The following is a 22,817-nucleotide window of genomic DNA, read 5'->3' on the forward strand; positions in this document are numbered from 1 at the left end:
GCGGAGTGGAAGATGTATAATGATTATTATAACACCTTGGATTTCGCCGTTGAGAAAGGCATGAAAAAAGGGATGGAAGAAGGCATGGAAAAAGGATTACAAGAAGGACTGCAAAAAGGACTGCAAAAAGGGAAAGAATCTACGGCACGTAATATGAAAGCCGAGGGAATAACCCCTCTTATCATCCAAAAATGCACCGGCCTTTCCCTTGAGGAAATAGAGCGACTATAAAACAAAATCCCTTCAGCCTCCATCCGTTTTTAACGTATAGTTATCAAAGGGAGAGACTGAAGGGATTTTATATATTTATAAACGATCTAAAAGCTACTCCTCACGCTGCTTCTTCCATTCCTCCGCACACTCTTCCAAGGCCTTATACCAAGCCTGGCCGAACTTACGGATCAAGGGCTCCTTGAGGAACTTATAAACCGGCAATTGCTCTTTCTTTCCTAAGATCTCCGCTGCCTTACAAACGCTCCAGCGATGATAGTTCACGGCCTTGAAATCCCGATACTGAGTGACACGTATCGGGTAAAGATGGCAAGAAACAGGCTTATAGAAATCTGTCTTACCTTCCCGGTATGCTTTCTCGATAGCGCATTTACAAGTACCATCGGTGTCGTAACAGGTAAAGACACAATCTTTGCCGTTCACGATAGAGGTAACCGTATCGCCTTCCTCATCGATATAAGCTACGCCTTGCTTATTAATGACCTCTTGAGCTTTCGGGGATAAATCATTCCAGATAATGGGCAATACTTTCTGGAGCTTCGCCAACTCCGAATCCTCTAATGGAGCGCCGGAATCTCCTTCCACGCAGCATTCCCCCTTACATTTGGAAAGATCACATAAAAAATAACGCTCGATAACGTCAAGACTTACTAAAGTGTCATCTATCTGGATCATAAGATGCGCCTAGCTCTTATTTAATCAATGACTTGCCAGTCATCTCCTTCGGCTGTTTCAAGCCCAAGATGTGAAGGATTGAAGGAGCCACATCGGCCAAGATACCATCCTCTACTTTAGCGTCCTTGTTGGCTGTCACATAAACGAATGGAACAGGGTTCAAGGAGTGAGCCGTATTCGGAGTGCCATCCTCGTTCAAGGCGTGATCTGCGTTACCATGGTCGGCGATGATGATTACCTCATAGTCGTTGGCTTTAGCGGCCTCAACCGTATCGTGCAAGCAAGCGTCGATCGTTACGACCGCTTTCTCGATCGCTTTGTAGATACCCGTATGGCCTACCATATCACCATTGGCGTAGTTCACTACGATGAAATCGAATTTCTTCGTATTGATAGCGTCCACCAATTTATCTTTCACCTCGAAAGCGCTCATTTCCGGTTTTAAGTCGTAAGTAGCCACTTTCGGAGAAGGGACCAAGATACGCTCCTCGCTATCGAACGGAGTCTCGCGGCCGCCGTTGAAGAAGAAAGTCACGTGAGCGTATTTCTCTGTCTCGGCGATATGCAACTGAGTCTTACCTACGTTTGCCAAGAACTCACCCAGCGTATTATTTACGTTCTCTTTGTCGAACAAGATATGAACACCCTTGAAGCTAGCGTCATACGGAGTCATACAGAAATATTGCAAGCCCGGGATCGTATGCATACCAGCCTCCGGCATGTCTTGCTGAGTCAATACAACCGTAAGCTCTTTCGCACGGTCGTTACGATAGTTGAAGAAGATCACGACATCGCCTTCCTCGATAACAGCAACCGGCTTTCCGTTCTCAACGTGGACGATCGGCTTGATGAACTCGTCCGTTACACCCTCGGCGTACGACTCTTCCATCGCTTTTACCATGCACTCGGCTTGCTTACCCTTACCTTCGACCAATAAGTCGTAAGCCTCTTTCACGCGTTCCCAACGTTTGTCACGGTCCATAGCGTAATAACGTCCGATGATAGAAGCGATCTTACCGCCGGTAGTCTTCAGATGATTCTCCAACGTTTCGATAAAACCTTTACCACTCTTCGGGTCCGTATCACGACCATCCATGAAACAATGAACATAAGCCTTGCTGATTCCGTATTCCTTGGCGATATCCGTCAACTTCAAAAGATGCTCCAAAGAGCTATGTACACCACCATCGGAAACCAAGCCCATGAAGTGGATCTGCTTATTATTCTCTTTTGCGTAGCTATAAGCACGTTTGATCTCCGGGTTCTCCATGATCGTATTCTCACGGCAAGCGATGTTGATCTTCACCAAATCTTGGTAAACGATACGGCCAGCACCGATGTTCAAGTGGCCCACCTCAGAGTTACCCATTTGTCCGTCAGGCAAACCAACGTTCTCGCCAGAAGCCTGTAACTGTGAGGCTGGATAAGTTTTCAATAACTCGTCCCAATATGGAGTCGGCGTGTTAAAGATCACGTCGTCTTTACCTTTGTCACCAATTCCCCAACCATCACAGATAATTAAAAGTGCTTTTTTGCTCATGATTGCTAATTTATTATATTGATTATGTTTTTAACCTTTACGATCGCGAAGATAATCAATTCCATCGTATTATTGTTTCTCTCAATGTATTACTTTTGTGGCAGGAATGGAAAAGAATATACAAGACAAGGATTTGGGAGTCATAACGCTCCGTACCACTCCCCGGGCCACTCGATACACGCTAAAGATATCAAAAGGAAAGATAACCGCCACGATGCCGCCCGGGGGAGATGAGAAACGTATGATCGCTTTTATCATGGAGAACAAACCGAAATTAATCAAGGCACTCCAGAAACATCCGGCACGCCCTTTGATCAACGAGCAGACACAATTGCAAGCCACAACCTTCCAGACACATATCTTCCGGACGGAAAGGGAAAATTTCTACATGCGCTTAGAAGAGGGAATCTTGCATATCGCCTGTCCCTTGGAAACCTGTTTTGAGAGAGAAGAGGTACAATCCTTGCTGAAATCCATGTTAGAAAAGGCATTCCGCCACGAGGCGAAACGATTGCTTCCCCAACGGATCGCTCGGTTGGCCCAGCAACACGGCTTTACGCTGACCGGGGTAAAGATCAACAACAGCAAGACGCATTGGGGAAGTTGTACGCCGCGGAAAAGCGTCAACCTCTCACTATACCTGATGCTTCTTCCTTGGCATTTGGTGGATTATGTATTATTGCATGAGCTTTGCCATACGATAGAGATGAACCATAGCGAAAAGTTCTGGATGCTGATGGACAAGGTGACGGACAATCAAGCGATCCGTTTACGAACGGAATTGAAAAATTATCACATGTTGTAGAGACGGGGCGTGCCCCGTCTGAGGGGATTCCTTGTTACCATTTTGAGGGGATGAGACGGAGCACGCTCCGTCTCTACAACTGGGTGAATTGTCAGAAATTGGCTCCTACTTGCAGGATGAAAGTCCGAGGTGCGCCAACATCCATCGGGCGAGCGCTATAACGCTTATTTAAGAGGTTGTTCACCAGTCCTTGTACATGGATATTCTTCGTCACTTTCATCCCGACACGCATATCCATGACGAAATATCCTTTATTGTTCTCTGCCCAATAATCATGTAAGTTTCCGAATAGCATCGAGCGCATATAATCCATCAGGTTAGGCTCCGCTTTCGTACGCTCATCAACCATAAAATAATCGACCGCCAATGTCTTGCTTTTCCATGACATATTCGTTCCGATATTAAATCGTTTCCATTCCAGATCGAATACCCCCTTTACGGAATGTTTCTGGCGATATTTTAAATACTTGCTGTCATTCGATTTCGAGCGCATCGCCATTAAGTCATCATTCGCTTCCTCCTCCGCGTTCCGTGAATCCACGTCCATATCGATCGGATTCGTATAAACATACCCCAAAGTATATGCCAGACGAGTATCACGGTTAAACTCATACACACCCGAGGTAGACAAGTCTACCCCATAAATCTCCGCCCGGCCTACGTTCGTGAACTGAGCGCCGATTCCTAAGCCGTCGCCGCTAGAGAACGCATTAAACAACTTGGAAAGCCCATCGATATAATCGAAGGTCTTATTATTAAACAGGCCGAAACGGAACTCGATCATATCCTTGTAACGGGTATAAAAGCCGGCCACATCGACAAAGCCCTTCAAATTGCCGAACTTATAACCTTGCTTGAAACCAAGTTCGGCATTATAACCTTGCTCCGCTTTCAATTCAGCGTTCGGGAAAGCTCCCACACCTCCGATATCCTTCAGGATAAACTTCTCCGTAACGGATGGATAACGGTATCCCTGTCCGAAAGAAGCCCGGATAAAACTATACTCACCCAACTCATAATTCAAGCCTCCACGGAAAACAGGTTTTACCGGAACCTTCGCCCCGAAAATCTTCGTCTCCGCTTCCCTGTAGAAATCATCGACCCGGTAATACTCCAGACGAACACCGACCGAGACGTTCAAACGATCGATAAATTTATGATCATATTGCAGGAAGGTAGCCACATTATCGCTACTATGCTGCCCGGTCACTTTCGAATCCGCATGAATCCGCTCATAAGTACCTCCAACCGTGAGTTGTGAATGATCGAACTTCTTGCTGAATTGGTAATCCAGATTATAGGAATAAGTATGATCCGTAGCCTCCGGCGCCTTTTTCTCCACCGGCTTCATGGCATCTACCAACCAAGCCCCTACGTTATTCTTATCGGGTAGCGGAGTACGTCCCATCACCCAAGAAATCAAGTCCATATAATCCGCCGAGGTAGCTGTCGGGAAAAAATGATTTCCCAGCTTGCCCAATTCAGCCATCAATCCGCTCACCTTCCCGTTCATCACCTCCGGCAAATACGGTAAGAAGGTCGGCAATAACTCAGTTTGCCAGTTTTGCGCCATATTGATAATCTCCGGAACGGATGAGATATCAAAACCCATATTATTCGTTATGTCAAAAAGAGACTTATCCGTGGTATGCGTGATGATACGGCTTCCCCGATGGAAGAAACGCCCCTTGAAACGATGAGTCGTCCCTTTTTCCGAATTCGTATAATTCAAGAAGGGATCTATATAAAATGTATTCTCACGGCGTCCCATATTCGCCAGCGGAGATTGAATATAGGGTTCCTCCGGAGAACGCCAGATAAAGAAACCTGTATAATCGTTATACAAGTAATTCACGTTCACACCATAGTTCAACCCTTGTACCCGGGGATCGTGATACGTAAGATTCCCACCGACCCGGACACGGCGGTTGTAATTATCCTGCCGATACCCGTCGTCCAAGAATGTATTAGCCCCCACTGTCAAATCAAAATTCTTGATCCTACGGGAATGAGAGAGATCCAACCCTCCATATAAAGGCGTCCCGTCTTGGCGTGGCTTCCCATACAATCCTCCTTGTACGTTCACCTGTGTTACCGGATCTAATCCGGGGCGTTTCGTTTTCACATGGATCAGACCATTCAACGCAGAAGAGCCATATAATACGGAAGAGGCCCCTTTCAGTACCTCTACTTGATCGACGTTCTCCATCGGGATCATATTCCAGTTTATCTCGCCGGAACCCGGAGTTAGCACCGACATTCCGTCCACCAGAATCAAGCAACGGCTACCCACGCCATAGGTCCATCCCGTACCACCGCGTACGGAAGGTTGCCGGTCCGTTACGTCCACTCCGGAGATATTCTTCAGTACATCCGTTAAATCTTTCGGAGACTGACGAGTGATATCTTTCGCTTTCAATAATTCCATAGAGACGGTAATATCGCTTAGCTTTTGCTCATAACGCCCGACGCTCACGACGACCTCGTCCATCATGTTTGAGCTTGTTCGTAAGGATACGTCACGTGTCAAGAACTCTCCCGGATCTACTTTCACGGGAACGCTCAACGTTTCATATCCCAGATAGCTAAAAGTCAATACAGCGTCGCCATCCGTCACTTTCAGCTCATAATAACCGTTTATATCAGACACAGTTCCTCTCGTACCCCCTTTGTCCTTATAAAAAACGTTTACCCCGGCTAAAGCTTCCTTGCTCTCCGCATCCTTAATATACCCTTTCACGTCTTGGCCGAAAGAGGCTTGGGTTATCAAGAGAAGAAATAATATCAATTTGTAAGTATTCTTCATATCCAAATTATATTTCGCACAAATATAAAGGTTTATTCCATACCGCTAGACAGGTATTTAAAAACAGACCAAGAAGTCCTGTAAATAGACTATACTCTTTTTATTGCGCTAAGGAGAACCGTAAACTAATACCATAGTTCGAGTTCGATGTCGGGTAAGAAGATGTGGACACGATCGGCTCATTGATCTGTAAATCATAGAACGCTCTCAATGTCAAGGCACGACTTAACCCGTAATCCGCAGAGAACTGGATGGTCTTGGCGATATTCCCGCTGGTAGCCTGCGTAAACTGATCCTCTATCTTACGGATCAACGATTGCATTTTACGGTAAGAGAAATCTAAGCGGATCGTAAGATCATTACTGAAGTCCCGTGTCTTTTTCATTTTCAACACCTTGTTAAACTCAGTCAACTTATATCCTACTCCTATCACGAATTCGTTGGAAAGCGCTTCCACCAATTGGTAAGAGGAAATATTCAGGCTTAAGTTACGAGTCTTGCGCAACTCAAACTTACCGGTTATATTATTCAATAAAGTAGCGTCTACACCAAACAACGGGCTGAATCCTTCCGTGATACTCACAGCCGCTATATCATAAGGAGACGATGGCGTAGGATTACCGGTTTGGATATCACGGATATATCCCAAACCATCCTGCCCGGCATCTACCCAATCCAAGAAGGAGGAAAACGCACCTACGCTATAGGAACAACGATATTGATGACTCAACATCATGCTCTTAAAGTATTTGCGGATAACCGGTATACGGATCAAGCCATCATACGTAACACGCCAGTTCGGTAGCAGACTCTTAATGGACGGGAAAGCTGACAGACCTACCTTATTTGGGTCCTTGCCTGTATAAGCCGCCAAGAAAGCAGGCACCAATACCTCCATGGAATTCAGACTTACACCTCCCCCTACGGCTGGATCATAAGGTTTTCCGGCTAAAGCATGCCCCGCCATAAAACCGGAACTCGGATAAACCGTACCGGAATATGTATCCGCCAAGCGCTGGGCGATCACGCTACGGTGAGCGATAAATTTATCGAACGCTTTCGAGGAATAACCGTTATTAGCGTTTCCGCTACCGCCGAAAGCGCTACCCAAGGCAATCGTCGTCATCGTAAAGCTACCTCCCATCTGCTCGGGCATACCGTCTTGCATATAATAGATATCGGTACTACGGGTATCTACCCGGTTTGCGTTCAAATCAATCTTCAAGCCGGCTATAGGTTCTAGATTCGCACGAATCGTAAGATTCTTCGCGCTATTGATCATGGCGGGAGTCGTCATATTCTCATTCTTTACCAGCCAGCCCCGCTCGTCCGCCTCGTCGATAAAGCTCCTTCTTACCGCTCCAAAGGCAAAACCGAGTCCCGGAGCCAAAGTTCCTGTACGCCGTTGCCCGAACATATCACCAACCTCCGGAGCGTAACCACTCAACATCATACCGTCTACCAACGAATATTGTATGTTTACCCGACGTACCATCATCAAGAAACGGCTACTATATTCAGCTACTTTTGTTAAAGTTCCCTCCAAAGGCTGAGGACCAGGCACAATTGTCAGCTTCAAATGAGCCGTATCTTTATTCAAGATCATGACTTGGGCATAATTGATCGGCTTATATTTAATTGAATAGACCTTCCCATCCGCTCCACGTGCCGTGATACGAACCTTCTTCGTAAACATTCCATGCTGCACGATCGTTCCACTATCCGGGCTCAATTGAATCTCTTTCTCTAGTTTCACCTCTTTCTTCTTTTTCTCCGGTTGACGAGCGCTTACCCGGGAAGAGGCCATAAATTTCTGGTTGATCTTCTTCAGATATTTATTCTTATTGTACAATGACTGCAAATTGAAACTACCCTGCCAGTCAAATTGACGTTGGTTCTTTATTATATTACCCTGTTCCAACTCAATACTAGCGACATTGGCTCCACGATCCCAGTTGTACGTGGCATTATAAGTCAATGAACTATTTACCCAGTCTAATGCCGGTATGAATTGCAATGGCATATTCCAAGTGACATTAAACGTTTGGTCATATTTCAAAGGAGTACCCAAATCACGGATACTTTGCTTCACGGAATCCTTCCATACCTGATAATCATCCGGATTCAATTTCTTATTCACTTGAACATTCGGTTCCTCGATACGGGCATTCGTACCGGAAGTAAACGTCATGCTCAGATTATTCGTAAAGTCCCAACGCAAACTGAAGGCACGGTCCCACAAGAAATTGTGACTGAATGAGAGCAACTGGTTACCTCCATCCGTAGAACTTGTCAAATCCCTTAGCTTAATCTCATAGTAATTCCGCATCATCGCCGTCTGGAAACTAATATTCGACGGAACGTAATTCAGTCCGAATTGCTTGATATATTTCGTATATCCATTATTCTTCTTCAGCTTCTCGAAGGGTCGGAACGGTTTCACGTAAGGCGTATAATTATAAGCGAAATTACCCCGGTAATCCTTGGTTGTCTCATATTCGGTCTCCGGGTTCTTCTTACTGTTCTGGCTATAAGAGTAACCTAACGAGAAGTTCGCCGGATCATACGGCATCGGGTTCTTGCTACGGATATCTACCTTTACGTTATTGAAAGAGACGCTCTTAATAGTGGTCTGATTCAAAGAATAACTCTTGATGGAGTCTTTCTCGGCTTGGGTCTCTACCGCATCCAAAGCGTCCGAAAGCTTAATATCCTCATTCAACGGATCATACTCAGGAGTTGTAGTCTCTTTCGAATAAGCATAGTAAAAAGGTATGCTAACCTTTGCTTTCTCAGGGAACAACTTACCCAACTCAATCGAGGTCGCCACACTATATTGCGAATAATCATCCATCCGACGTTCGGCCAGCGACTGATCCAACGCACCGAAACCAGCGGTTTCCATTCGTCCACTTACATTGACCGTACCCAAATCGGATAAAGCGACGTTCAGATTCGCATTAGCGGCCCAACCGCCTTTCTCGTCGAAATCGGTCATACGAAGTTCGTTTACCCAAACCTCACCGCTCTTGATATCACCCGTATTATTACGTACGCCGATCATGATCACTTTCACCTCCGCTAAGCTAGGGTTACCGATGATACTGATTTTATTACGCGTATTATCCGGATCATTTTTCGAATAAACCTTTTGGTAGCTTATATTTCCCTGTCCTTGACGTTTCAATTTATTTCGCTCCAACTTCAAGTCGGTTAGAGTCTCCAGTTTAAAATTCAAGGTATTATTTAAAGGCCATACTTTTTCTTGATCCGCACTATTATTCGTATTATAAAGAATAGTACTATGGGGAGTCAGATCCAAAGGCACCTCATACTCATAATAATTATTTTTATAGTCAGAACCTAAACGAATAAATACAGAGAAATCACCATTCGACAAAGTCTTGCTCTCATCAATCGGCGCTTCCGCATGAGCGAACATTTGTAATCGTTTATACCGGCGAAGGTCATAAGCGGTAGATTTATAAACCGCACGTGCATCCGCAGGAGATAAATCCGTTATCTTCATAGACAATGCCTGCTCGTTCTGTTGAAGCAACTGAGGCTGACTGGAATCGAACATACGGCTGATACCCGGAGGCAACACATAGTTGACCGGCTGACGCTGCCCGTTCTCCTCTATATTTACAGAAGATACGACGATCTGTCCATCAGACTTTGGCGGAATAAGAGGATTTGACAAATCCTGCGTATAAGTACGCCAATCACCACGAACCAATTCCAAGGTACCGAAACGCAGAACCGTAGACTTACGGAATCCTGTCATATACATACGCATGAAACGGACTGTCTTGAAATCCCGGATCGCTCCAACCCTCTTCTCATAATCTTTAATAGGAATCTTAAATAGATACCATTTTACTTTCTCCTTATCACCATTCATTAAGGTTACTTCCGGAGTACGCTCATCAACGATGTTGTTTACACCGACCTGCAAATCTTTTGGACGGAGAGAGATCTTGTACTCAAAATATTTCTCTGTCTCATTCAACGTATTATCGCCATTGATATCTTCCACATCTGGTGTACTCTTTCCGGCTGTAGCATATCTTTGATCGGATTCTTGTGAGTTTCCCTCTGTACCGTTATATCGTTTATAGCGAGATAGGATATCCAACTCCTTAGCATCGTAATCATCCCCACGGAAATAGTGATAATTATCCCCGGCAGGATCGTTAAAAGGAGAAAACGGATCATCCATCATCTTAGAGATTGTCTCGCCGGATAGTTTCGCCCTCAATTTATTCAAATAATCCGCATACGTAGGGAAAATTTGCTCTTCCTCCGTAGAAAGACCGTTCAAACCGACATCTTGCAGCTCACGATTTTGGGCATCAAACGCATATCCCGTACTTTGCGTGCGAGGCACCTTACCCCAAACAGTCGTATCAACTTTCGACATATCACCGTCCACGGGCATACCATTCTCAAAGAATTTCCGCTCATCTTTCAAGATATCCTCGGAAATCTCACCCAAGTTAAAGTATAGGTCACCACCCTCGGCTGTCTCGTCCTCAAGATACGGGTCTAAAAGCCAGAATTCGATATATTCATAATTGGCAGATTCCAAATCGCTAGGCTCGATCTTGCGCATTACACCACCCCAACGTTTTTCCGGATTACCCAACGTACCGTCCGAGTTTACATTTTCCGCATCCAGGTTATACGGACCACGCTCATTCGGGTAAAAAGCGAGGTTTAATACAGGCAAAGTCGTATTATCATTGGTTCCCAACTCTTTATTCGGGAAGATCTCTTTATAACTGACTCCACGGGTGTAATGATTCGATAAATCATCATTCGTAAGATGTCGAGGGCGGGAAGAGGAACTCTTCCGTGTGAAGATTCCGTCTACCGTATACCAAGCCAACAAAGCTCTGTTTTTACCATAAGCGATATCGTTCACCTTCTCCGCTTCCGGAAATTTAGGATTCGAATCTTCATAGGGGGTACTCGCCAAGTTCCAAGCATACGGGTTCAAAAGATCCATACCACTTTGTGTAGACTCGAAGTCATCCAAATAAGAGTAACCACCCGTATATTGATTCTCATAATGTCCCGCTATTAAATGAGCGAATTCCGCATTGAATGAGATTTGGCTAGGTTTGGTCAATGTCAACAAGGGTAACTTATCAAATACATTTGTCAACCACTGGCTCTCGGCTTTATAAGAGGTATTCAAGCCCCATAAAGTATTCTTTATAGACTCATCTCCCAAAGTGGTTTTTACCGTAAGAGGCATTTCCGACATATGCATAACCGTGGCACCGACCATGAAGTCCTTATTGAACTGGTAATTCAAGTCTAACCCGATCATCGTCTTTCGCTGCATATTAAAAGTAGACTGGTTCTCCAGAGATACGCTAACGGGTGTCCCACTCGATATGATGCTCTCATTCAAGATCGTCACACGTCCTAAACTGTAATCTACCGTATAATCCACATTCTCGGTCAGTGTAGCTCCTCCTGCCGTGACACGTACGGATCCACGGGCCACGTTAGTAGCTCCCAAGTCGATCTCCGAACCCGACGAGGCTTTATACTCACCACTTAAAAGAAATTTATTTTTCTCGGCGATCTGGCGGGCAACGGTTAATGTCGAGTCATACAACTCTTGGAATACATATTTACTGGCATAGGCATTACCTACCTTTTCCCGTAATTTCGAGCCGAAAGGTTGTACACAAGGGAATATAATCTTACCGGTCTCCGCCTGTATCGTATAACCGTCAATAAAATCGAAGAAACCATCCGGATTCGGATTGTCATAGGTATCCAAGCGATCCAGCCCTAATACCCGAATCAAGATTTGATTCGCACAATTACCTTCCGGAAGATAGTTTACATACGTACCGGTAGAATCGCTCTGGTAGGTAACGTTCAACTTAAACTTCTCTTTCTGCACCGAATAAGCACCCAATGAGTATACGTTCTTCATCATCAAGTCCCAGAACATCATATCCGGCGACATCGTGATACCCTTTAGCAACTTCACATAAATACAGTCGCTCGTATTCTCTTTATTATCCGTAGAGAACTCACCGACTTGATAGGTCTTGCCATTATAGATAAAACTAAAAGCGACACCCAATACCTCATCAGCCTGTAACTGAGTCCTCAAAGAAATATAACCCAATTTCTTGTTTAATGTATACTCAGATGACTCTAGCAAACGGGCACTCTCGATTTTTTCAAAATCCCGTCCTCCCTCCATGGCACCTTTCAAAGCATCATTCACCATATTAATCTTACGGGCATCCGTAAATTGAGTGGTTAAAGTCGTATATAAATTGTTTGCGGAATTATTCGGACGTCTGTCCGTTCCGGAAGGCATCACCAACGCAGTATTACCGATATTACGAGATTCATTTTCTCCCAAATCGGTGAAAGCTACGATATTACGGGACTGGTCATAATTACCGCGTTTATTGGTTACCCACACTTCTATCTTAGAGATCTCGATACCGGAGGTGACGGTAGGCAAAGACTCCATAAACTTATCGTAGTTATCATAGAAATAATGGCCCAAGAAGAAGTGACGGTTCTCGTCGTATTCATCCACCTTGATCTCAAAGGGCTTCGTCTGCACGCCCCCTTTTGAGCTAACCGTCTTGGATTCAGATTCCTGCTGGGCAAACAAGGCGTTCACTCGCAACTTACCAAATTGTAAATCCGCTTTCATACCAAATAAAGCCGCACCTCCATTAATCAAGGAATTGCTGGTATTCATGCTCACGTTACCGGCTTCTAACGACTTGATAATCTCATCCTCCTCGCCTGTATACGCCAACTTCAATTTTTTGGAATCGAAATCAAAAGAGGTCTCGGTATTGTAATTCATTCCGAAATTCACCTTGCTACCCACCGAGGCTTGTACATTCAACTGCACACTCTCGTCAAAATTGAAGAAAGTACGTTTACGGGAACGCTCCGGAAGAGAAGGATCATTATTCTTATTCGTCTTCAATCCCATCGTGATCTCGGCCGAACCTTGTGTTCTTACACGTACTCCACCGGGGCCGAAAATACGTTCCGCCGCACCGATATTAAACTGCATATCGGTTAAGTTAAACTGTTTATTCGTAGCTTTTTGGAATTCTTCCTCGTTCTTTTGGCGGAAATAGGAACGAAGTGATTGTTGCATAGAATAATCTTGGTATTCCGCTGGGGTTAAACTCATCGGCGTACCAATCTCCATATCGCCTAATTTCGTACGGACAATATACGTATTCGTCTTTAAATCATACTCAATCGTAGTCTTGACATTCTCCGGATCACGCAAATCGGCAGGTGATTGTTTCACGATATCTTGATATTCCTCCGGTGTAGTTTTAGCTACCGGATAACGGGGAGGAATCGTATCCTCCGGAGCTTCCAGCAACTCCAATTCCGGCAAAGATGATGTATACGCAAGGTAATCAGCATTCAGCGAATACAAGCCGACACCAAACAATAATACAACGATCCATATGGAATATTTCAGTATTCGTTTTCTCATTTTCTCATTTAATTGTCAATTGTTAATCGTTAATCCTCAATTGTCAATTATCAAAGCATTCTAAGCGCAGTTTTAATTACTTGTTCCACAGCTAAAGTGGGCGAGCCTTTCAAAATAGCGGATACCGCTTTTTGCGAAGCCGCTTTCTGGAAACCCAACATAACCAATGCGGCTACGGCCTCCTCGGTTACCGCTCCATTAGAGACTGATGCCTCCGGCAAGTTTCCGGCCATACTCTCCATAGGTTTCACCTTATTTTTCAAATCTACCAAGATACGCTGGGCCGTCTTCAAACCAATCCCTTTCACGGCAGTCAATGCGGCCTCATTCTTCGAACCGATCACTTGAACCAATTCGGATGGCGGTAGAGAAGAAAGGATCATGCGTGCGGTATTCGGTCCCACTCCAGAAACGGAAGTAAGCAAAAGGAACAACTCCCTTTCGATTTTCTCGGCAAAGCCAAATAGTAAATGAGCATCTTCCCGGATTACCTCATATATATATATTTTTCCGGTAGTCTTGTTCCCAAACGCACTATATGTATTCAAGGATATATTCAGCTCGTAGCCTATACCACCACACTCCAAAATCATACGTGTAGGTGTAAGTTCCACGATTTCACCCTTTATATATTCTATCATCTATATATCTTTTTAATATTCCGTACCTATTATAACGCAAAATTAATCAAAAACGTATATCGGGTTACCATTCTTTTCCCGGATAAGGAGCCTTAAAGGTTTCAAAACAACCCCGATCCTGCAATGTCACATAACATTGACGATGATCAGGTCTTCCAAATGTTAAGTTAGACGGCTGTTTTCCTGTCAATTGAATCTCTTCAACTAAATCTCCTTGCGGATTTAACAAAGCTATAGTGCCCTTATCATAACGGCAAATATAAAGATTTCCTTTCTCGTCACACTTCATACCATCCATACCGTACCCCTCAAAAGTATGAAATAGACGTTTATTCCTTAAAGTACCATCCGGGCATATATCATATACCCAGACTTTTAATTGGGCAGATTCATTAACGTACAAGCGTTTACCATCCTCACTCACAGCGATGCCATTAGTCGTTCCCATATTCGTCTCCAATAAGGAGACTTTCGCATCCGGGGTAATCAACCAAAGTTGGCCTTTTTGATTCGGCCAATCCGGGTCACTCGCATAGATATTTCCATTTGACGCGAATACGATATCGTTTGGTTGATTCATCTTTGGCTCATGAGCGAATACGCTGATCTTCTTAGATTTCATATCCACTTTTAAGATATTATGCCCTGTATAATCCGCCACGTACATATTTCCGTCTTTCCCGAAGCGGATACTATTCCCGGTAGATCCTTCCGGCAAAGTGAGAAAACAGCCATGGCTACCATCTGGGCGTACAATACCGATCGTCCCTTCTTTCTTATAATTTACGGCATATAAATTTCCTTCGCTATCTACAGCCGGACCTTCTATTCCGGAAGTAAATGTGTGCTCTGGCATCCAACCCGTTGCTTTCAATACATTCTGGGCATTTAAAGAAATCCCACAATACAGAATACCACACAGCAGACTAGCAATGACCTGTATACTTTTCATTTTCAATAATTTTACTGTTTCCAAAAACCGGGGACTAATATCGTTAATACCGTAAATATCTCCAGACGTCCTGTTAACATCAAAAAAGACAGAAACCATTTCGACACCGTGGGGACATCCGCAAAATTACTTACCGGACCAAGCGTTCCCAAGCCGGGCCCTACGTTACTTATAGCAGAAACAGCGGCACCAATCGCCTCCGAAAATCCCATCCCATCCAAAGATAAAGCCAAACAGCTCACCACGATTAACGTAATATAAGCGAACACAAAAGCTAACACACGGTGTACGATATCACCAGATACGACATGTCCGTTCATTCGTACTGGAATCACCGCATGGGGATGTGTCTGTTTCTTAAATTCATTGGAGAGATTCTTCGTTAAAATAACGAAGCGTCCCATCTTCAAGCCACCGCAAGTAGATCCGGCGCATCCACAAATAAACATCAAGATCAATGCGATAAACCAGAAAAACGGTCCCCAAGGAATATAGTCATCCGTAGCGAATCCACAGGTAGAAACCAAGGTCACCACTTGGAAAGCCGCCTTACGGAACGCATTCTCTACATCCGAGGCGAATCCAAGGTACAAGATCCACACCATGACAACGATAATAGCGCTTAAAACAAAAAAGAAAAACCAGCGGAACTCCTCATCTTTAATCAATTTCTTCACATTTCCATTAAAACAGAAATAAACCAATGTCATATTGGTAGCTCCGATAAACATGAAAATAGTTATTACATACTCTATATAAGAGGAATTCCAATAAGCGATACTTGCGTTTTTGGTTGAATATCCACCAGTAGATATAGCCGTGAACGCATGATTTACCGCATCATACAAATTCATCGGACCAGCCCATAAAAGGCCGACTAAAAAAAGTGTCAGAAAAACATACACCCCCCACAGGCGTTTAGCGACTTGCGTAATACGAGGACGAAAACGTTCATGGGTTATACCGGGCGTTTCGGCATCAAACATCTGCGAGGCACCACCTCCGAAAATAGGCATCAAAGCCACGGTGAATACGACCATACCGATACCTCCCTGCCACTGTGTAAGACTCCGCCAGAATAAGATACCTTTAGGCAACGCCTCTATATTCGTTAAAATAGTAGAGCCGGTAGTCGTAAATCCAGACATGGTCTCGAAAAAGGCATCGGTCACATTATCTATATATCCTCCAATATAGAATGGTAACATTCCAAATAAAGAGAATAAAATCCAAGTCAATGTCACGATCAACATTCCTTCCCGCCGACCGGCCGAGTGTTCATTCGCCTTAAAGCCCATAGAGTAGAACAAAAAACCGGTCCCGAATAAGATTCCGCTTGAAATAAGAAGCGGATATACATCACTCCCCCGATAAAGGAAGGCTACGACGGTAGCGGCCAGCATAAAAAAAGTCTCAAGGATGAACATCACCCCTAGCATCTTCACTATAAAACGTACGTTCAACATAACTATCAACTAGTTAAAGTAGTCCTCCAGCTTACGCATAGCCGTATCCAAGCAGAATACGACAACATGATCGTATGCCTGTATCTGAGTATCACCCTTGATCATCATAGGTTCACCGTCACGAATCAACCCACCGAGAGTCATATCTTTCGGCAGACGGAGATCCTTGACTTGTTTCTTGGTAATCTTTGAATCCGGGCGAGCCACTAACTCCGCCACATCCGCATTCGCAAAGGTCAAACATTTCACGTTAGAGACATCCGCATCCAAAAGAAATTGATAGATATGGCTGGCCGCTATCAGCTTTTTGTTGATAACCGAACCGATGTCCATACTTTCCGCCAATTGGATATAATCGATATTCTCAATCTTAGCGATTGTCTTAAACACACCTAAACGCTTAGCGGCCAGACATGCCAATATATTCGTGCTGGAATTTTCCGTCAAAGCTATAAAAGTCTGCGCATCCTTGATGCCTTCTTGCATCAACAAATCAGTATCACGGCCGTCTCCGTTTATAATCAAGACATTACTAGGCACTACCTCAGCGATTCGATGACTTTTCTCTTTATTAGCCTCAATTACTTTTACCCGGATGTTATTAGGTAAATATTGGCAAGCACGGATAGCGATACGGCTTCCTCCCATAATAATAACCTTCTTTACTTCCGGATCTTTCTTCCCGGCCAGTAAGCGCACATCCTCTATATGAGATCGGGTCGTCGTAAAGAACACGATGTCACCAGACTCTATCCGGTCCGTACCACGGGGGATTATCGTCTCGTTCTTTCGCTTAATAGCGACGATATGATATAGCTTCTGCTCATTTAGCAATTCGGCCAATACCCGGTTCACCAAACGGGAATTATCCCGAACTTTAACACCTATCAGAATTAAGGCTCCACCAAACAGCTCCCAATATTGGCGTGTCCACGGACGGCGTACAGCTGTCACGATCTCCTTAGCCGCCAACATCTCAGGATAAATCATCGAGTTGATTCCTAATTTCTCGAACAGCTCTTTATTTTTGGGTAATAAATATTCGTAATTATTGATTCGGGCCAACGTACGATGCGCTCCTAGATTATGAGCCAACATACAAGCCGTCACATTGGTAGTCTCCTCGGGAGTAACACTTACGAACAAGTCCGCTTTCTTGATCCCCGCTTCCTCCAAATCTCTAAGCGAGGTCGGATTCCCGACCATAGGGAGAATCTCCATGCTAGATTTTGAGAAATTCAGCCGTTCCTCATTCGGATCCATCAAAATGATGTCCTGATTCTCTTGAGATAACATTTTCGCTAAATGTGTACCTACTTCTCCCGCACCGGCTATGACAATTTTCATATTTTATTAATTGACAATAATCAATTCTCCTTTTTCAACTGTTTCGCAATGCTCTCGGCATCCATACCACATAATTGATACAGTTCCGGTATAGAACCATGCTCGATAAACGCATCCGGCACTCCGATACGCTTTACATGAGGCGTATAACCATTGTCTGCCATAAACTCAAGGACAGCGCTACCAAAACCACCTTTTATCACTCCATTCTCTACCGTAATAATACGGTTATATTTCCGCCCGATCTCATGCAACAGCTCCTCATCCAACGGTTTCAAGTAGATCATATCGTAATGGGCTATCGATACCCCCTCTTCTTTCACCATCTCGATGGCTTTGATCACCTCGTTTCCAATCGGTCCGATAGAAAGTACGGCGATATCATCCCCGTCACGCAACTTTTTCCCTTTTCCTATAGGCAATACTTGCATCTCGTTACGCCAATCTTTCATCTCCCCCTTACCTCTAGGGTAACGGATTACGAACGGGCCATTAAAAGCGGCATAGCCTGTATACATCAAATTCCGTAAATCCAACTCATTCAATGGGGAAGCGATTACCAAATTCGGTATCGGACGAAGATATGCTAAATCAAACACGCCATGATGTGTAGCTCCATCCTCTCCCACTAATCCCGCACGATCCAGACAGATCACCATATGTAGTTTTTGCAAAGCTACATCATGGATAACCATATCATACGCACGCTGCATAAACGAAGAATACACGTTGCAGAAAGGTATCATTCCCTCCTTAGCTAATCCGGCAGAGAAAGTTACGGAATGTCCTTCCGCAATTCCCACATCAAACGCACGATCCGGGAAGGCTTTCATCATATAAGTCATCGAGCAACCGGAAGGCATAGCCGGAGTTACGCCTACAATACGCTCATCTTTCTCCGCAAGCTCTACCAATGTATGACCGAATACGTCTTGATATAATTGAGGTTCATCTAATTTACGAACGATAATACGCTGGCCAGTTTCCTTATTGAACTTTCCGGGAGCATGCCATTCCGTAGCGGACTCTTCCGCAGGTTTAAAGCCTTTTCCTTTTTTCGTTTTGATATGCAACAGCTTAGGGCCTTGCATATCTTTTATATCATTCAATACCTTCACCAGATAATTTACATCATGCCCATCCACCGGACCGAAGTAACGGATGCTGAAGCCTTCAAATAAATTATGTTGCTGGGTAAGCAATGCTTTAAGGCTATTGTTAAAACGTAAGATGTTTTCCCGGCGATCGTTATTGATGAGCTTGATCTTCTTTAAGCCTCGATACACATCGTATCTCATTTTATTATAGGCTTGACTCGTCGTTATATCCACTAAATACTGGCTAAGACCACCTACGCTATGATCTATCGCCATATCGTTATCATTCAGGATAATCAACAAATTATTAGGGTTGGCAGACGCATTATTCAACCCCTCGAAGGCGAGTCCTCCGGTCATAGCGCCATCCCCGATCACGGCGATCACATGGCGATCCAGTTCCTTCTTCAAGGCCGAGGCTACCGACATACCCATCGCCGCAGAGATTGAATTTGAGGCGTGTCCGGCGATAAAAGCGTCATACTCACTTTCCGCAGGATTAGGGAATCCGCTAATTCCTTTAAACTTACGGAGCGTATGGAAAATATCTTTCCTTCCTGTAAGTATTTTATGTCCGTAAGCTTGATGCCCGACATCCCAGACAATACGGTCATAGGGGGTATTGAATACATAATGAAGGGCGACTGTCAGCTCTACCGTACCAAGGCTTGCACCTAGGTGACCGGGATTCTCAGACAAAACATCGATAATATATTGACGCAAATCGGCACATACCTGCTCCAACTTATCCTGTGACAAATGTCTCAGGTCTTCCGGAAAATGAATGCTATCCAATAGGTGTTCAACTTTGCTTTCAGCCATGTCTGCTAATTTTTCTGGCAAAAATACAGAATAAACGGCATATATAATAGTATTGTTCTGTCATTTCTTAGACAAGGGGGAAATCCATATTGATTTTAACAGCTAAATCCTATAAAATTTCATAGTTATGTTTTTTTCAAAACATAGTTATGAGTTGTGAATTTCATAACTATGAATTTTTCAAGTTATAATATAGTCATGAAATAACACCATTTGGAAATAAAAATAGCCCAACCACACCAAATTTGATCTCTTAAAAAGCACAATAAGTCTAATATTTCCAAACTATTACCTATACACCTAATAATCAACATACAATAAAATCGTATCTATCCAAGCTCCGATTAGTATCCATAGTATTTTGAATTTCTATTAATACTAATCGCTATTTCTATGGATAGTAAAGCAGGCTACAATGGAGCCTATTTTCAAGAAATATACAATAAACAGAATGACTCCCGGCTGATTAATGATACGTTTAGCGGTAAAACATATACATAGATACGTTTTCAAGTAAAGATTCGTATTTGGTACAGTTGTCCAAATAAAAAAGAGCTGTACTTCCCATTTTACCGAGAAGCTTAACAGCTCTTTCTTCTTACAAAACCTCTTAATTTTTTATTCCAAGGTAAAGCTACCGGTCAAGTGTCCCAACCGATGTAACAACACAACCTGATACTGGCCATTTGCTTCTCCCGCTAAAGAGAAAGAATAAGTTCCACCTGCCTCTGAAGAAACAACATCTTCATAGACTTTCACTCCTTCATCATTCATGACACATACGGTCAAGTTTGATAAAGCGTCTTCAAAGCTCAAGGAAAGGATGTCTCCTTCGATTGATGCTACTGGAGGACGGTTTGTGTGAACAGAACGATAATAATCCTCCTCATTCCATTGTCCTTCTGTAGGAATAGTATCCGCAAAAGAAAACTGAACTAAAAACAACATAACTGCTAAAACAGCAAATTTACATGCATTTCTCATAATAAATGTGTATTAATTGTGCAACAAACATAGCATGATTAGTAAAAAAACTGGATATTACTAACTGCACAAATTATGCACAATCCTATTAAAAGTCACGTATAAACTTATCAAATTTTTCAGAAGAGCCTTTCTCTGAGTGAATTTTATCATATAATCGTTTCCTTATCATTGAAACATTAGTTGGTGTTGTTACAATCAACATAGCAATGGTAACAGGAGGAACATTTGCTTTAATTAAACAGCTTACCCGCAATTCCGTCATCGTTAATTTAGGAGCGACACTCATTAAGCGATGGGTAAAATTGTCATATGCATCATCTATACCCTTAAACAACTGCTTCCAGTCCTCTTCTTTAGGCCTCCATTCTTCTTTAAGGTGAAATCTATAATAAATATCTGACATACAAAATTTCTCAATTAGAAGTTGCTTTTCCGTTTTAACGCATTTTAAAGTTTGATTTTCGGCTTCCAATTTTAATTTTTGCAAAGCCATAAGTTCTTTCTCTTTTTCAGTATAGGCCATGGAAGACTCTTCCAGTTGCTTTTCTAAACACTGGATCATCTTTTCATTATGTTCAAGACGTATTTGATCTTCCTCTCGCTTCTTCTTTAGCACAAATAGCTTTTCTCGTTGCTCACACAGCTTCATCCTTTTTCTTTTCATAGAGAAATATACACATATTACCCCTATTACAACACAAATCAGACAAACTCCACCAAACAAACACACGTATAAATATCTTATCTCCATTTTATCAAGCAAAATCTTCGCTTTCAAAAATTTTGATTCAGCTTGATGATAATCATATAGACTCTCCATTTTACGAATTGACTCAGTCTGCTTAATCAGATTAATAGAATCTCTCAGTTCTTCATATTGTATCTGATTGATAGCGTAATTCTTCCAATGTTTCTTTTCTAATTCTAATTGAGCCAAATAATAAAAAGCACCCGCACGTGTTTTAATAATAGGGCTATTAGTACAAAGTCGTAAATAAAAATAGGCAGAATCTATCTGATTTGTTTTATGGAAAAGTTTTCCTAAAGTAAGATATGTGGGATCCAACAACACTTTTTTGGAAGGAGAGCTCAAAACCTTCTGTATATATTTGTAACTTTTTAGATACTCTCCCTTATCTATATACAAACTGGCTAATTCACCATAAACCAGAGGTTTATTACGACTACTACAAACAAGAAGAGCTTGCTCATAATATGCTATTGCACTATCTTTCTTTTCTAAAGCAGTAAAAGTTCGCCCTATATCTCTCAAAACATATGATATTCCAACTGAATCTTGCATTAAAGCAAAGCGATCTAAAGCCTTCCTTTGGTAAGGAAGAGCCTTTTCATACACATTTTGATATGTATATAACATTCCTATGCTACTATAAATTCGTCCAATAAGTATATAATCATTAATCTGATTTTCATCCTGCAACGCTTTCAAATAATAATCCTGCGCATGAAGAGCATCACCTAGGTCTTGGTTTATTCTCCCTCTATAATACCAAGCTTTTGCTTTTCTTCCCCAATCTTCCGTTTTATCAAAAAATTCAACTGCTATTGTAATTAACGAATCTGAAGTAGGTTTGACATAAGTTTTATTTTGAGCTTCTGTCAAAAGTAGGTAGTACATAGCACGATCCTTTTCTGAAAGATCATTTACATCTTGTATTGTTGATAGCAATGTTAAAACGCTATCGGGATGTTGGGACATTATCTTTTCCGCATGTTCATATAGACCTGAGTGATGGCTACATGACATTAGTCCAGTAATAAAGAACAGAAAAAAGACGTATAGATTGTTTTTCATACTCTGTAACATTTTTATTTTCCACAAATGTAAGTAAAATCTCTAATCCTAAAAGTCTTGATTTTTACTGAATTAGACACACACGAGGATTTACGGGTATTTGCATTCCTCCA

At 42.9% G+C, this 22,817-nt stretch carries 12 protein-coding genes and 1 pseudogene; 2 read left to right on the top strand and 11 right to left on the bottom strand.

Annotated features, from left to right (window positions below; translation table 11 throughout):
- Positions 1-231 (top strand): annotated as a pseudogene (locus DWX84_RS11290) (hypothetical protein); the annotation flags it as partial.
- 93 nt (positions 232-324) lie between these two features.
- On the opposite strand, the gene DWX84_RS11295 reads toward DWX84_RS11290, so the two are convergent.
- Both DWX84_RS11295 and gpmI read right to left on the bottom strand, forming a co-directional pair.
- The gene (locus tag DWX84_RS11295) at positions 325-906 is read right to left on the bottom strand and encodes a DUF3109 family protein (RefSeq protein ID WP_048927904.1); all 582 of its coding nucleotides are present in this window, start codon (positions 904-906) and stop codon (positions 325-327) included.
- Between the two features lie 16 nt (positions 907-922).
- A complete protein-coding gene (gpmI, locus tag DWX84_RS11300) occupies positions 923-2,446 on the bottom strand; it encodes a 2,3-bisphosphoglycerate-independent phosphoglycerate mutase (protein WP_005861057.1) in 1,524 nt (507 codons plus the stop codon).
- A gap of 106 nt (positions 2,447-2,552) precedes the next feature.
- Here gpmI and DWX84_RS11305 point away from each other — a divergent pair, with 106 nt between their 5' ends.
- Positions 2,553-3,251 carry a M48 family metallopeptidase gene (locus tag DWX84_RS11305; RefSeq protein ID WP_048927903.1) on the top strand — a complete coding sequence of 233 codons (699 nt, stop codon included), beginning with the start codon at positions 2,553-2,555 and terminating at the stop codon, positions 3,249-3,251.
- A gap of 91 nt (positions 3,252-3,342) precedes the next feature.
- Here DWX84_RS11305 and DWX84_RS11310 read toward each other — a convergent pair whose 3' ends face one another.
- From DWX84_RS11310 to DWX84_RS11350, 9 genes are all read right to left on the bottom strand, one after another.
- Entirely contained in the window at positions 3,343-6,057 is a 2,715-nt protein-coding gene (locus DWX84_RS11310; protein ID WP_122377514.1) for a TonB-dependent receptor, read from the bottom strand.
- 100 nt (positions 6,058-6,157) lie between these two features.
- Complete coding sequence (gene sprA, locus DWX84_RS11315; RefSeq protein ID WP_122377515.1) at positions 6,158-13,576, bottom strand: cell surface protein SprA; 7,419 nt, start codon at positions 13,574-13,576, stop codon at positions 6,158-6,160.
- 50 nt (positions 13,577-13,626) lie between these two features.
- Complete coding sequence (ruvA, locus tag DWX84_RS11320) at positions 13,627-14,217, bottom strand: Holliday junction branch migration protein RuvA (RefSeq protein ID WP_005866654.1); 591 nt, start codon at positions 14,215-14,217, stop codon at positions 13,627-13,629.
- A gap of 64 nt (positions 14,218-14,281) precedes the next feature.
- On the bottom strand, positions 14,282-15,169 hold the full coding sequence (locus DWX84_RS11325; RefSeq protein ID WP_048927900.1) for an SMP-30/gluconolactonase/LRE family protein: 888 nt from the start codon (positions 15,167-15,169) through the stop codon (positions 14,282-14,284).
- An 11-nt stretch (positions 15,170-15,180) separates the two neighbouring features.
- Complete coding sequence (locus DWX84_RS11330) at positions 15,181-16,635, bottom strand: TrkH family potassium uptake protein (RefSeq protein ID WP_005861045.1); 1,455 nt, start codon at positions 16,633-16,635, stop codon at positions 15,181-15,183.
- A gap of 9 nt (positions 16,636-16,644) precedes the next feature.
- The gene (trkA, locus tag DWX84_RS11335) at positions 16,645-17,982 is read right to left on the bottom strand and encodes a Trk system potassium transporter TrkA (protein WP_005861043.1); all 1,338 of its coding nucleotides are present in this window, start codon (positions 17,980-17,982) and stop codon (positions 16,645-16,647) included.
- Between the two features lie 20 nt (positions 17,983-18,002).
- Positions 18,003-19,901, bottom strand: a complete 1,899-nt coding sequence (gene dxs, locus DWX84_RS11340) for a 1-deoxy-D-xylulose-5-phosphate synthase (RefSeq protein ID WP_008773943.1) — start codon at positions 19,899-19,901, stop codon at positions 18,003-18,005.
- Positions 19,902-20,519: 618 nt separating this feature from the next.
- A complete protein-coding gene (locus DWX84_RS11345; RefSeq protein WP_048927899.1) occupies positions 20,520-20,885 on the bottom strand; it encodes a DUF3244 domain-containing protein in 366 nt (121 codons plus the stop codon).
- An 88-nt stretch (positions 20,886-20,973) separates the two neighbouring features.
- Positions 20,974-22,704, bottom strand: coding sequence for a tetratricopeptide repeat protein (locus DWX84_RS11350; protein WP_048927991.1), 1,731 nt, complete (start codon positions 22,702-22,704; stop codon positions 20,974-20,976).
- Positions 22,705-22,817: the final 113 nt, after the last annotated feature.

This window comes from Parabacteroides sp. AF21-43 (assembly GCF_003635435.1).
In the GTDB taxonomy this organism is placed as follows: Bacteria; Bacteroidota; Bacteroidia; order Bacteroidales; family Tannerellaceae; genus Parabacteroides; species Parabacteroides distasonis.

Excerpts from the sequence above, each read along its gene's own strand:
- DWX84_RS11350 (WP_048927991.1), bottom strand. The coding sequence starts at position 22,704 with ATGAAAAACAATCTATACGTCTTTTTTCTGTTCTTTATTACTGGACTA.
- gpmI (WP_005861057.1), bottom strand. The coding sequence starts at position 2,446 with ATGAGCAAAAAAGCACTTTTAATTATCTGTGATGGTTGGGGAATTGGT.
- dxs (WP_008773943.1), bottom strand. The coding sequence starts at position 19,901 with ATGGCTGAAAGCAAAGTTGAACACCTATTGGATAGCATTCATTTTCCG.
- DWX84_RS11295 (WP_048927904.1), bottom strand. The coding sequence starts at position 906 with ATGATCCAGATAGATGACACTTTAGTAAGTCTTGACGTTATCGAGCGT.
- trkA (WP_005861043.1), bottom strand. The coding sequence starts at position 17,982 with ATGAAAATTGTCATAGCCGGTGCGGGAGAAGTAGGTACACATTTAGCG.
- DWX84_RS11345 (WP_048927899.1), bottom strand. The coding sequence starts at position 20,885 with ATGAGAAATGCATGTAAATTTGCTGTTTTAGCAGTTATGTTGTTTTTA.
- sprA (WP_122377515.1), bottom strand. The coding sequence starts at position 13,576 with ATGAGAAAACGAATACTGAAATATTCCATATGGATCGTTGTATTATTG.
- DWX84_RS11330 (WP_005861045.1), bottom strand. The coding sequence starts at position 16,635 with ATGTTGAACGTACGTTTTATAGTGAAGATGCTAGGGGTGATGTTCATC.
- DWX84_RS11305 (WP_048927903.1), top strand. The coding sequence starts at position 2,553 with ATGGAAAAGAATATACAAGACAAGGATTTGGGAGTCATAACGCTCCGT.
- DWX84_RS11310 (WP_122377514.1), bottom strand. The coding sequence starts at position 6,057 with ATGAAGAATACTTACAAATTGATATTATTTCTTCTCTTGATAACCCAA.
- ruvA (WP_005866654.1), bottom strand. The coding sequence starts at position 14,217 with ATGATAGAATATATAAAGGGTGAAATCGTGGAACTTACACCTACACGT.
- DWX84_RS11325 (WP_048927900.1), bottom strand. The coding sequence starts at position 15,169 with ATGAAAAGTATACAGGTCATTGCTAGTCTGCTGTGTGGTATTCTGTAT.